13 protein-coding genes are annotated in these 12,266 nt (G+C 61.8%); 12 read left to right on the forward strand and 1 reads right to left on the reverse strand.

Annotation, left to right across the window (positions count from 1 at the left end; genetic code table 11):
- Positions 1-22: 22 nt before the first annotated feature.
- The 7 genes from bioB (at position 23) to DKW72_RS12575 (ending at position 6,069) form a co-directional block, all read left to right on the forward strand.
- Positions 23-1,081 (forward strand): biotin synthase BioB, encoded by a 1,059-nt coding sequence (bioB, locus tag DKW72_RS12545; RefSeq protein WP_111642727.1) that lies wholly within the window; start codon positions 23-25, stop codon positions 1,079-1,081.
- 27 nt (positions 1,082-1,108) lie between these two features.
- Positions 1,109-2,311: an 8-amino-7-oxononanoate synthase gene (gene bioF, locus DKW72_RS12550; RefSeq protein ID WP_111642728.1), complete on the forward strand. Its 1,203-nt coding sequence runs from the start codon at positions 1,109-1,111 to the stop codon at positions 2,309-2,311.
- Complete coding sequence (bioC, locus tag DKW72_RS12555; protein WP_111642729.1) at positions 2,311-3,942, forward strand: malonyl-ACP O-methyltransferase BioC; 1,632 nt, start codon at positions 2,311-2,313, stop codon at positions 3,940-3,942. Before bioF ends, bioC begins: the two co-directional genes overlap by 1 nt.
- Complete coding sequence (gene bioD, locus DKW72_RS12560) at positions 3,942-4,619, forward strand: dethiobiotin synthase (RefSeq protein WP_111642730.1); 678 nt, start codon at positions 3,942-3,944, stop codon at positions 4,617-4,619. Before bioC ends, bioD begins: the two co-directional genes overlap by 1 nt.
- A 71-nt stretch (positions 4,620-4,690) precedes the next feature.
- Complete coding sequence (locus DKW72_RS12565; RefSeq protein WP_111642731.1) at positions 4,691-4,957, forward strand: hypothetical protein; 267 nt, start codon at positions 4,691-4,693, stop codon at positions 4,955-4,957.
- Positions 4,958-4,982: 25 nt separating this feature from the next.
- Positions 4,983-5,780, forward strand: coding sequence for a putative metalloprotease CJM1_0395 family protein (locus DKW72_RS12570; RefSeq protein WP_111642732.1), 798 nt, complete (start codon positions 4,983-4,985; stop codon positions 5,778-5,780).
- 109 nt (positions 5,781-5,889) lie between these two features.
- Positions 5,890-6,069 (forward strand): DUF3094 family protein, encoded by a 180-nt coding sequence (locus tag DKW72_RS12575; protein ID WP_111642733.1) that lies wholly within the window; start codon positions 5,890-5,892, stop codon positions 6,067-6,069.
- Here DKW72_RS12575 and DKW72_RS12580 read toward each other — a convergent pair.
- On the reverse strand, positions 6,066-7,022 hold the full coding sequence (locus DKW72_RS12580) for a DUF3530 family protein (RefSeq protein ID WP_111642734.1): 957 nt from the start codon (positions 7,020-7,022) through the stop codon (positions 6,066-6,068). The genes DKW72_RS12575 and DKW72_RS12580 overlap by 4 nt on opposite strands.
- An 87-nt stretch (positions 7,023-7,109) precedes the next feature.
- Between DKW72_RS12580 and rpe the strand changes: the two genes are divergently transcribed.
- The 5 genes from rpe (at position 7,110) to trpC (ending at position 12,265) form a co-directional block, all read left to right on the forward strand.
- Positions 7,110-7,793 (forward strand): ribulose-phosphate 3-epimerase, encoded by a 684-nt coding sequence (rpe, locus tag DKW72_RS12585; protein ID WP_111642735.1) that lies wholly within the window; start codon positions 7,110-7,112, stop codon positions 7,791-7,793.
- 9 nt (positions 7,794-7,802) lie between these two features.
- Entirely contained in the window at positions 7,803-9,290 is a 1,488-nt protein-coding gene (gene trpE / locus DKW72_RS12590) for an anthranilate synthase component I (protein ID WP_111642736.1), read from the forward strand.
- A gap of 491 nt (positions 9,291-9,781) precedes the next feature.
- Positions 9,782-10,360, forward strand: coding sequence for an anthranilate synthase component II (locus DKW72_RS12595; RefSeq protein WP_111642737.1), 579 nt, complete (start codon positions 9,782-9,784; stop codon positions 10,358-10,360).
- A 57-nt stretch (positions 10,361-10,417) separates the two neighbouring features.
- Positions 10,418-11,452 carry an anthranilate phosphoribosyltransferase gene (trpD, locus tag DKW72_RS12600; RefSeq protein ID WP_111642738.1) on the forward strand — a complete coding sequence of 345 codons (1,035 nt, stop codon included), beginning with the start codon at positions 10,418-10,420 and terminating at the stop codon, positions 11,450-11,452.
- Between the two features lie 12 nt (positions 11,453-11,464).
- The gene (trpC, locus tag DKW72_RS12605) at positions 11,465-12,265 is read left to right on the forward strand and encodes an indole-3-glycerol phosphate synthase TrpC (protein ID WP_111642739.1); all 801 of its coding nucleotides are present in this window, start codon (positions 11,465-11,467) and stop codon (positions 12,263-12,265) included.
- Position 12,266 lies beyond the last annotated feature (1 nt).

Below are 12,266 nucleotides of genomic sequence, written 5' to 3' on the forward strand. Positions count from 1 at the left end.
TTTACGATTGACCGGAGCGGTTATGAACGCAACTCACCAAGCCCCGATACGCCACGACTGGACACGCGCTGAAGTACAGGCCCTGTTTGATCTGCCTTTTAGCGACCTGATGTACCAGGCCCAGACCGTGCACCGGGCGTTTTTCAACCCCAATGAGGTTCAGGTGAGCACGCTCTGCTCCATCAAAACCGGCGCCTGCCCGGAAGACTGCGCCTACTGCCCCCAATCGGCCCGCTACGATACCGGCCTGGAGCGGGAAAAACTGATGGCGGTGGAGAAGGTCATCGAAGAAGCCAAAGCGGCCAAAGCCGGTGGGGCTACCCGCTTTTGTATGGGGGCCGCCTGGCGCTCTCCCAAGGGCAAGGACATGGGTTATGTCACCGAGATGGTCAAGGGTGTCAAATCCCTGGGCCTGGAGACCTGTATGACCCTGGGGATGCTGAGTGAAGAACAGGCCGGTGAGCTGGCCGGCGCCGGGCTCGACTACTATAACCACAACCTGGATACCTCGCCGGAATTTTACGGCGACATCATCACCACCCGCACCTACCAGGATCGCCTCAATACCCTCAGCAATGTGCGCAAAGCGGGCATGAAAGTCTGCTGTGGCGGCATTGTGGGCATGGGTGAAGAAGCCAGCGACCGCACCGGTCTGCTGTTGCAGTTGGCCACCATGAGCGAGCACCCGGAGTCGGTGCCGGTAAACATGCTGGTCAAGGTCGAGGGCACGCCCCTGGCGGATCAGGCGGATCTCGATCCCTTCGATTTTATCCGCACCATTGCGGTGGCCCGCATTCTGATGCCGGCCTCCCATGTGCGCCTGTCCGCCGGGCGCGAACAGATGAACGACCAGATGCAGGCCATGGCCTTTCTGGCGGGCGCCAACTCCATTTTCTACGGCGAGAAGCTGCTTACCACCGCCAACCCGGAAGCCAACGAGGATATGCAGCTGTTCAAGCGCTTGGGCATCCAGCCTGAGGCCTATGAGGTTCACCAGGACGAAGAAGAGCAGGAAGCGGCGCTTTTGGGCGCGGTGCAGGAGGCCCAGCTCGACGAGTTTTTCTACGACGCGGTCAAGTAAGCCTTTGCGCACGTGGGATATCGGGCGATGAACCCCTCTCAACACCTGGACAGCGTCTTGGGCCCGGCGCTGATACAGCGCAAGGTTGAGCACCGCTACCGGCACCGGCGCACCCTGGGCTCGGCTCAGGGGCCACTGGTGCGCGTCGATGGCCGGGACTATCTGGCCTTTTGCAGCAACGATTACCTGGGCCTGGCCAATCACCCGGCGGTGACCGCCGCCCTGCACGCCGGTGCCGAGCGCTGGGGCGTGGGCAGCGGCGCCTCCCATCTGGTCAACGGTCACTCCCTTGAGCATCACGCCCTTGAAGAAGAGCTGGCGGCCTTTTGCGGGCGTGAGCGCGCGCTGCTGTTTTCCACCGGTTATATGGCCAACCTGGGGGCGGTGAGTGCCCTGGTGGGCAAGGGCGATGGGGTGTTTGAGGACAAACTCAACCACGCCTCCCTACTCGACGCGGGGCTGGCCAGCGGCGCCCGCTTTCAGCGCTTTCTGCATAATGACACCGATAACCTGGCTCGGCGCCTGGGCGCCAGCGATGCCCGGCGCAAGCTGATCGTGGTCGACGGGGTATTCAGCATGGATGGCGACACCGCGCCCTTGCCGGCCCTGGCTGATCTGGCGGAGCGCGAGGGTGCCTGGCTGATGGTGGACGATGCCCACGGCTTTGGCTGTCTGGGGGCCACCGGCGCCGGGTGCGCCGAGCACTTCGGACTCGGTCAGGACCGGCTGCCGGTCCTGATGGGCACCCTGGGCAAGGCCTTTGGTACTGCCGGAGCTTTTATCGCCGGCAGTGAGACCCTGATCGAGACGCTGATCCAATTTGCCCGTACCTACATTTACACCACCGCCATGCCGCCCGCCGTGGCGGCTGCGAGCCGGGTCAGCTTACGCCTGATGGCCGAGGAGCCCTGGCGCCGTGAACACTTACATACCCTGATCGCCCGATTTCGTCGGGGGGCGCAATCTCTGGGGCTGCAACTCATGGACTCGGCGACCGCCATTCAACCCATCGTGATTGGCTCGGATGCCGATACGCTGGCGATGAGCGATGCTCTGGCTGCGCGCGGCCTGCTGGTCATCCCGATCCGGCCGCCCACCGTACCCGAAGGCACGGCGCGCCTGCGTGTCACCTTGAGCGCCGCCCACACCGAGGCCCAGGTGGATCAGCTGCTCGACGCTCTGGCAGACTTGGTGCCGCGCACCCTGACACAACGAGGAGTAACGTCTTGATGGCGCTAACCGCCGCCCGACCCGAGCGCCTGTCACTGGCCGTACAGCGCCACCCGGCCACCCGCCCCGAGCAGGCACTGGCCGAGCCGCTGGTACTGCTGCACGGTTGGGGCTGCGATAGCCGCAGCTGGGCGCCTCTACTGCCGCACCTGCAACAACTGGGGGAAGTCTGGACGTTGGATCTGCCAGGCTTTGGGGGCAGCGAGCCCCTGCTCGACGGGGCCGGTCAGGGTGCATTGGAGGCCCTGTTGACCCGTATTGAAGACAGCCTGCCCGCCCGGGCCGTGCTTCTGGGCTGGTCGTTTGGAGGAATGCTCGCTACCGCCCTGGCCGCACGCCAACCCGAGCGGATCACGCACCTGGTGACCTTGGCAAGCAACCTGTGCTTTGTCGCCCGCCCTGAGTGGCCAGCGGCGATGCCCAAGGCTGTCAACCGCCAGTTCAATAAGAGCTTTGAGCAGCAGCCCGAGCAGACCCTGAAGCATTTCGCCGGGCTGCTCGCCAAGGGCGACGGCGCCGAGCGGGCTCTGCTCAAACAGCTTCGACCGCTGTTCACCGACGCTCGATTGACACCGGATTGGGCTGCTGCGCTGGCGCTGCTGGCGCGTATGGACAACCGCGCCGCCTATGCGCAACTGCGTCAGCCGGGCCTCCACCTGCTGGCAGAGCAGGACGCGCTGGTACCTGCCGAGGCCCTGGGCGCCATGCAGACATTCAATCCGGCTCAACAGTTGGCGCTGATCCCCAGTGCGGCTCATGCTCTACATTGGAGTCAGCCGGAGGCGGTAGCGCAGGAGATTGCCCAGTTTTTGCGTCCGGCCACGCTTGATAAGCGCCGGGTCGCCCAATCTTTTAGCAAGGCAGCGGCGACCTACGACAGCGTGGCCCGGCTACAGCGCGCTGTGGGTGAGCACTTGCTGACCCAACTGCCTTCGACGACTTTTGTGTCGGACGCGCAGGCGCCCATGATTCTCGACCTCGGTTGCGGCACCGGCTATTTCACCGAGCAATTGGCCCTGCGTAGCCCGGGCGCTCAAGTGATCGGCCTGGACATCGCCGAGGGCATGTTGCAGTTCGCGCGGCGCGAGCGCCCGGGTCCCGGCTACTGGCTCGGGGGCGACGCCGAGAGCCTGCCGCTGGCGGACGCGAGCATAGACATCATCTATTCGAGCCTGGCCATTCAGTGGTGCAGCGACCTGCCGGCGTTGTTCGCGGAGCTGCGCCGGGTGCTGAAACCCGGGGGCCACCTGCTGTTCAGTACCTTGGGTCCGCAGACCTTGTGGGAGCTCAAACGGGCCTGGCAGCAAGTCGATGGCTATACCCATGTCAATCGCTTTGCCACCGCCACGGCCGTGCGTCAGGCCTTGGATGCCGCAGGGTTGGCGGAGCGCGACTGGCAGGCGCAAACACGTGTTTTGGGGTACCCGAAACTGCACGAGCTGACCCGGGAGCTGAAAGCGCTGGGGGCTCATAACATCAATAGTGGCCAGGCCGCGGGACTGACCGGTCGGCACAAGATCGACGCCCTGAAGTTGGCCTACGAGCAGCACCGGGATGCCGAGGGCTGGCTGCCGGCCAGCTACCAGGTGTTTTATGGCCAAGCCCAAGCCCAAGTAACGAGTGATAGCTGATGAGTAAACGCACCTACTTTGTGACCGGCACCGATACCGGTGTCGGCAAGACCCTGGTGGCCTCGGCCCTGCTATACAAGGCCGGGCAACAGGGTCTGAGTACCGCAGCCCTCAAGCCGGTGGCAGCGGGCTGCGAAGACACGCCGGACGGACTGCGCAACGACGACGCCCTGCAATTGCAGGCGGTCATCAATACCCCGCTCACCTACGAGCAGATTAACCCGGTGGCGCTGGCGCCGGCCATCGCGCCCCATATTGCCGCTCAGCACGCCGGCAAAATGCTTTCGGTCTCGCGCCTGGCGGGCTACTGCCGGGGCGTGTTGGGGCAAGCCGATTTCTCCCTGGTTGAAGGCGCAGGCGGCTGGCGGGTGCCACTGAACCCGACCGAAACCCTGGCGGATCTGGCCCGGGAGCTCAAGTTGCCGGTGATTCTGGTGGTGGGGATGCGCCTCGGGTGCCTCAACCATGCCTTGCTCACCGCCGAGGCGATCCGCCGCGATGGCCTGACGTTGGCGGGCTGGGTAGGCAGCATTCTCGAACCGGATATGCCCTGTCTGAAGGAAAACCTGGGCACTTTGGGGCTGATGCTTAAGGCACCCTGCCTGGGCATCCTGCCCCATTTGGCGCCTGTTTCTGCAGAAAACGCGGCAGAGTATGTGGAGCTGGGTGAAATTTGAACAATGCCGGGTTATACTGGCACCAGAACGCGTTAAACTTTCCTGTAAGACAGCCTACCGAGGAGGCCGCGATGGATATTGGTTCAGCGACAAATCAAGCCCTGATCGGCATGCAGTCCAGTCAGCGTGAGATGGTCAATTCTGCCCAGCAGATAGCGGCTGCGGGTACCACCCAGACACAGTCCCAATCTGCCGCCCAGCCCGTCGCTGGCAACACCATGGATGTGGTCGAGCCTCTGATCAATATCACACAGCAGCAGCAAGTGTTTGATGCTTCTGCGCGGGTCGTCAGTGCCGAGAGCGAGAACCTCGGCCGCCTGATCGACACCGAGGCCTGACGCTTCAGGGCGTAGGTATCGAGCCGTGATCCCAAGCGTGCCCTTGACGGGTTACAGTGCCAGCGCTATTACGCCCTACACCCCAGCAGGGGGCCAGCCTGTCGGGCTGGAAACGCCCGATCAACGTCCCACGACACTCAAGCCGCTCGAACAGTCCGCCGAGAGCGCGCGTCAGGAGAACTACCGTTCTCCCGACGAGCGCAATGGTCAGGACAGTGAACGCGAGCGTTTGAAGGAGCGCCAGCGTGAACAGGAGCAGCAGCGCGAGCGCCAGGAGCGGGAACAGATACGTGAATTGGCCGCCCGCGACCGCGAAGTGCGTGCCCATGAGCAGGCCCACGCCGCGGCCGGCGGGCGCTATACCGGCGCTCCGAGCTACCAGACTGTGCGCGGCCCCGATGGGGTCAGTTATGCCGTCGCGGGTGAAGTGCCGATAGATACGAGCGAGATTCCTGACGACCCCGAAGCAACCATCGAAAAAGCCCAGCAAATCCGGCGCGCAGCCTATGCTCCGGTCGAGCCGTCAGATCAAGACCGCCGCGTTGCTATGGAGGCCATGCGTATGGAGCAACAGGCTCGCGCCGAGTTGAGCCGTCGGGAGCGTGAAGAAGTGGTCGAGCAGGAACAGGAGCGGATTGAAAAGCGGGAGGCGCGGGCAGAAGCCGAGGCCGAGCGTAAGGCCCAGGAGCAAGCTCGCGAAGAGCGGCGCAATGAGCTGATGGGCGAATCCGTGCAGCGCAATATGGATATTAACCGCCGATTGGTCGAGATCGGCATCACCACTGGTAGTGCCCCGGGCGCATTTTTTGATCAGCACGCCTAGGATTCCCCGCTTTGTTCTTTACACCTGTCTTTCTATGGAGTGAGAGGTGGTTTTGGTGAGCCCCGATTTCCTCTAGAATGACCGCATTGTTTACGCCTCGGAGAAAGACATGCCCAGCAAGCTGTACCCAGAAGATCAGGCCAGAGTTGATGAATATCTGAAAACCGGTGTCAACAGCGTTGAGCGCAAGCCCTTTCGGATGTGGACTCTTCTGGGCGTGATCGTTCTGGTGATGTTTGCGTTGGGCGGTGTGAGCCTGATGTTGGCACGTATGGAAGGGGTTATTTAGAACCCGGGGTTGACTGGATTGGGGATTTCGATTCCCTCGGCGTGGCGCGCCATAAAGCCGCGCACCCGCTGGCTCCAGTAGTGCATATGATCCTCCCGTCGGGCCAACTCCGGACCTGGCAGCAGCAGCGGCTGGTAGTGCTCGACGCCCGCGCGCATGGCCGCAGCCCGCTGGCGCCGGCGCTGTTCGGCTTGCCCGGCCGGTTCCGGCGTCAGAAAAATATCCAGTACCGGCAGCGCCGGTGCCGCAAATACTGCTTCCAAGCCTTCTCGATCCAGCAAATTTCCGCGCAACAGATTGATCATCACCAGGGCCCGAATCTGCCCCTCCAGCGGATTGCCGTCGGTGCTGATATGGTTGGTACCCGCCGCTACAACACCCGCCGCCGAACCATTGTCCACTAGCAGCGTGATGTTGAGCTGACCCTGATCGCGCAAAAACGCCAGAGCCGCGTCCAGGCGGGCGGCAATGATCGGATTGCGCTCTTCGGCACCCGGGGAGGGCAGGTTGAGCGCCAGCGTGGCCCAGCCGTGGCGGGGCAGTTGGCGCCGCAGTTGCTCCAGCGGCAGGGGCCAGCCCGGTGGCTGGTCGGCGGTATGCAATAACAGTAGAGCACCTTTGGTGACCCGGGTCTCGGCCAGTGTGAACAGGGCGGGGACGGTTCCCTGAGGGGTCTCCAGCCAGCGCACCTGCTCGGGTTCGGCCGCCGCCAGCAGACGGTTGTCGCGCGCCTCCCGAGACGCATCGATGGGTTCCTCGGGAGGCACTTCCGGTTCCGGCTCGGGGGCATCGACCTCCGCTGCGGCGGCTTCGCCATTGTCGGGGACGCCGTTGTCCGGTGCCTCCTCGTCCTGGGCCAGACTGTTCAGACTCCAGAGCAACAGGAGTCCAAACAGCAGCGGCAGGCCGCGCAGGCCGGAGCGAAAGGCTGAATTCAGTGGCTGGCGAGTCATTCGGTTCAGGGTGGCCCCGGTTGCGCGTTTCGGTTATGGGTAACTTTGAGTACAATGGCTGGCTAATACTAGGTCATCGGGTGGTTTATGCAGAACTTTACCAGGGATTTCAAAATTGCACCCTCAATCCTCGCCGCCGACTTCGCGCGCCTGGGTGAAGAGGTGGATGCGGTGCTCGCGGCGGGCGCGGATATCGTGCATTTTGACGTCATGGACAACCACTATGTGCCCAACCTGAGTTTTGGTCCGATGATCTGCAAGGCGCTGCGTGACTATGGCGTTGAGGCGCCCATCGACGTGCACCTGATGGTCGAGCCGGTGGATGCGCTGATTGAGCAGTTTGCTGATGCCGGCGCGACCTATATCACCTTTCACCCGGAAGCCTCGCGCCACGTCGACCGCTCGCTGCAACTGATTCGCAGCAAAGGGTGTAAGCCGGGGCTGGTACTCAATCCCGCGACACCACTGAGCACCATCAAACACGTGCTCGAGCAGTTGGATATGCTGCTGTTGATGTCGGTGAACCCGGGTTTTGGTGGTCAGACGTTTATTCCCTATACTCTGGACAAACTGGCAGAGGCTCGGGCGCTGATTGACGCGAATGGCACCGCCACACGCCTGGAAGTCGACGGTGGCATCAGCGTCGAGAATATTCGTGCCGCCGCCGAAGCCGGTGCCGACACTTTTGTGGCGGGTTCCGCCATCTTTAATGCGTCCGATTACGGACAGGCCATCGGTGCCCTGCGCGCTGAGCTGGCCCACGTCAAATAAGGCTTTGTGATGACTCCGGAACATTTTCAGGCATTGGCCGATCAGGGCTACAACCGCATCCCGGTGATGCGCGAAGTGCTCGCGGATCTGGATACGCCGCTCTCCTCCTATCTCAAGCTCGCGCGCGGGCGATACTCCTACCTGTTTGAATCGGTGCAGGGCGGTGAGAAGTGGGGCCGCTACTCCATGATCGGTTTACCTGCACGAACGGTGCTCAAAGCCTGGGGCGAAAACATTCAGGTGGAGCGCGACGGCGAAGTGGTCGAACGCGTGGAGCAGGCCGACGCGCTGAGCTTTGTGGAGACGTTTCGTGAGCGTTACAAAGCGCCGGAAGTCGACGGCTTGCCGCGCTTTACCGGGGGGCTGGTGGGCTACTTCGGTTACGACTGTGTACGTTATGTGGAGCCGCATCTGCGCGCCACCATGCCCGAGGACGTGATTGGCAGCCCGGACATTCTGCTGACTGTGTCCGACGAAGTGCTGGTGTTCGACAATCTTGCGGGCAAACTGATTCTGGTGGTGCACGCCAACCCGGAGGTAAAAGATGCCTTCAACAAGGCCAACGCCCGCCTGGATGAACTGGTCACACGCTTGCGCGGTGAGACGCCGCCCACGGCCAACCTGAGTCTGGCTCACAGTGGCTTGAGCGAAGATAACTTCACCTCCAGCTTTGGCGAAGAGAATTTCCTGCGCGCCGTGACCCGGATCAAGGATTACGTGCTCGCCGGAGACACCATGCAGGTGGTGATATCCCAGCGCCTGTCGGTGGATTTCGAGGCCGAGGCGCTCGATCTGTACCGGGCGTTGCGCAACCTGAACCCCTCGCCCTATATGTACTTTATGGATCTCGGGGATCATCAGGTGGTGGGCGCGAGTCCGGAGATTCTCGCGCGCCTGGAAGACGGCGAAGTCACCGTGCGTCCGATCGCCGGTACCCGTCGACGCGGGCACACGCCCGAAGAAGACAAACTCATGGAAGAGGACCTGGTCAACGATCCCAAAGAGATCGCCGAGCATTTGATGTTGATCGATCTGGGGCGCAACGACGTTGGTCGGGTTGCGGAAATTGGCAGCGTCAAGCTCACGGACAAGATGGTGGTCGAGCGCTATTCCCACGTGATGCACATTACCTCCAATGTCACCGGTAAACTCAAGCCCGGGCTCAAAGCCATGGACGTGTTGCGTGCGGCACTGCCCGCGGGCACCTTGTCCGGCGCTCCAAAAATCCGCGCCATGGAAATCATCGACGAACTGGAAAGTGAAAAGCGCGGTATTTACGGTGGCGCTGTCGGCTATATCGCCTGGAACGGCAATATGGATACCGCCATCGCCATCCGCACCGCGGTGATTCAGGACGGCAAACTCTACGTGCAGGCCGGTGCCGGCGTAGTCGCCGATTCGGTGCCCGAGTTGGAGTGGAAGGAGACCATGAACAAGGCGCGCGCCATCTTCCGGGCGGTGGATATGGTCAACCGTGGCCGCAACGAGCCGCATTGACGGCTAGTCCCGGGTTAGTACGCGCGGCTTCTGGAAGGGTGCCTCAGCGTCGGATTACGCCCTGCGGGCTAATCCGACCTACGCGAACATTGGCGCGTTGATGCCGGGTTGGTGCCACATTGTCGGATTACGCCCTGCGGGCTAATCCGACCTACGCGGACATTGGCGCGTTGATGCCGGGTCGGTGCCACATTGTCGGATTACGCCCTGCGGGCTAATCCGACCTACGCGGACAATGGCGCGTTGATGCCGGGTTGGTGCCACATTGTCGGATTACGCCCTTCGGGCTAATCCGACCTACGCGAACATTGGCACGCTGTTTCCAGTAGGTCGGATTAGCCCGCAGGGCGTAATCCGACACTGAGGCACCGCCCTCTCCCATAACCATGACGCCCCCAACCCCCGTCCATTCCATGCTAAAATCCGCCTGATTCCGATATTTGGCCCACCCCCGCGACCTTGGGCCCAAGGCAGCCAGAGGGCTCGAACCCATGATTTTGATGATCGACAATTACGACTCCTTCACCTACAACGTGGTCCAGTACCTCGGGGAGCTGGAGGCGGACGTCAAGGTGGTGCGCAACGATGAAATCACCGTTGACGAAATCGCGACTCTGGCGCCGGAAAAGATCGTGATTTCTCCCGGTCCCTGCACACCCAATGAAGCGGGCATCTCGGTGGCAACCATTGAGGCCTTCGCGGGCAAGATCCCGCTTCTGGGCATCTGCCTCGGCCACCAGAGTATCGGCCAGGCTTTCGGTGGCAAGATCATTCGCGCCCCGCAGGTCATGCACGGCAAAACCTCTCAGGTCTATCATGCCGACAAAGGTGTGTTTGCGGGTCTGAGCAATCCCTTCGAGGCCACCCGTTACCACTCTCTGGTCATTGAAAAAGAAAGCCTGCCGGACTGCCTGGAAGTGACCGCCTGGACTCAGGACGAGGAGGGCAATCGCGGCGAGATCATGGGCGTGAAACACAAGACCCTGGCGGTGGAAGGCGTCCAGTTTCACCCGGAATCGATTCTGACTCAGCACGGGCACGACCTGCTGCGTAATTTTTTGAATTCCTGAATGATGAAGAAGAACCGGCCGAGCGCCGGTATCCACGCAGAATAACGAGGCTGATTTATGGACATTAAACAGGCACTGGCGAAGGTGGTCGAGCATATCGACCTGAGTACCGATGAAATGACGCAGGTGATGCGCCAGGTCATGACCGGCGAAGCCACCCCCGCCCAGATCGGCGCGCTGCTGGTGGGCCTGCGTATGAAGGGTGAGAGCCTGGACGAGATCACCGGCGCCGCCAGCGTCATGCGCGAACTGGCCACGCCGGTGGTGATCGATGTCGAACATCTGGTAGACACCTGCGGCACCGGTGGCGATGGCGCCAACCTTTTTAATGTTTCCACCGCCAGTGCCTTTGTGGTGGCCGCCGCCGGTGGTCGCGTGGCCAAACACGGCAACCGCTCCGTTTCCAGCAGCACCGGCAGTGCCGACGTGCTCGAAGCCGCAGGCATCAATCTCAGTTTGACACCCGAACAGGTGGCGCGCGCGGTACAGGATATCGGTGTGGGCTTTATGTTTGCACCGGCGCATCACAGCGCCATGAAACATGCGATTGGCCCGCGCAAAGAGCTGGGCCTGCGCACCATTTTCAATATGCTCGGCCCCATGACCAATCCGGCCAAGGTTAAACGCCAGGTGATTGGTGTCTTCAACGGCAAGCTCTGTCGGCCCATGGCGGAAGTGCTCGGACGCCTGGGCAGTGAACATGTCATGGTGGTACACGCCCAGGACGGGCTGGATGAAATCAGTATTGCCAGTGCTACCCAGGTGGCCGAACTCAAAAACGGCAGCGTTACCGAGTACACCATCACCCCGGAAGATTTTGGTTTGCAGAGCCAGAGCCTGATTGGCTTGAGCGTCACCGACGCCCAGAGCTCGCTCGCCCTCATTCGCGATGCCCTGGGTAAGCGCAAAGGCGAGCACGGGGAAAAAGCGGCGGACATCATTGCCCTCAACGCCGGCGCGGCCATCTATGTCAGTGGCGTGGCCAGCAGTCTGGCTGAAGGCGTGGATATGGCCCGCGATGCCATCGGCAGCGGGCTGGCAAAAGAAAAAATTCAGGAGCTGGCAGACTACACCTCTGTGTTTGCCGATTGACGAGTAGTGACCATGGCTAACGAAACCCCGACCGTACTGCGCAAGATCATCGCGCGCAAGCACGAAGAAATTGCCGAACGCAAAGCGCGCACCAGCGCCCACGATCTGCAACACCAGATTCTGGAGCAGAGCGCCCCGCGCGGGTTTGTCGACGCGATCGCGAAAAAAATTGAAGCCGGTGAAGCCGGTGTCATCGCCGAGATCAAAAAGGCTTCGCCCAGCAAGGGCATCATTCGCGAGCATTTTGTCCCGGCGGAGTTGGCACGCAGCTACGAGCGCGGCGGGGCCGCCTGCCTGTCGGTGTTGACCGACGTGGATTTTTTTCAGGGCGCGGACAAGTATCTGCAGCAAGCCCGGGAGGCCACGGAGCTGCCGGTGATCCGTAAAGACTTTCTGGTAGATGAGTACCAGATTTATGAAGCCCGCGCGCTCGGTGCCGACTGTGTGTTGTTGATTGTGTCGGCGCTGGAGCGCCAGCAGTTACATGATCTCAATACCCTGGCGCTGGAGTTGGGGCTGGATGTGTTGGTGGAGGTGCACGATGCGGCGGAGTTGGAGCGGGCGCTGGAGCTGCCCAATAAGCTGATCGGTATCAACAACCGCAACCTGCACACCTTTGATGTGACTTTGCAGACCACCTACGATCTGCTGCCGCAGATTGGCCCTGAGCGTATTGTGGTGACCGAAAGCGGAATTCTGTCTCCCGCTGATGTGCAGGCGATGCGTGCGCACCATGTGCATGCGTTTCTGGTAGGCGAAGCCTTTATGCGCGCCCGAGACCCCGGCGCCGAGCTGAAGACGTTTTTTAGCTGAT

It is taken from the genome of Marinimicrobium alkaliphilum (genome assembly GCF_003259155.1).
Taxonomy (GTDB): Bacteria; Pseudomonadota; Gammaproteobacteria; order Pseudomonadales; family Cellvibrionaceae; genus Marinimicrobium_A; species Marinimicrobium_A alkaliphilum.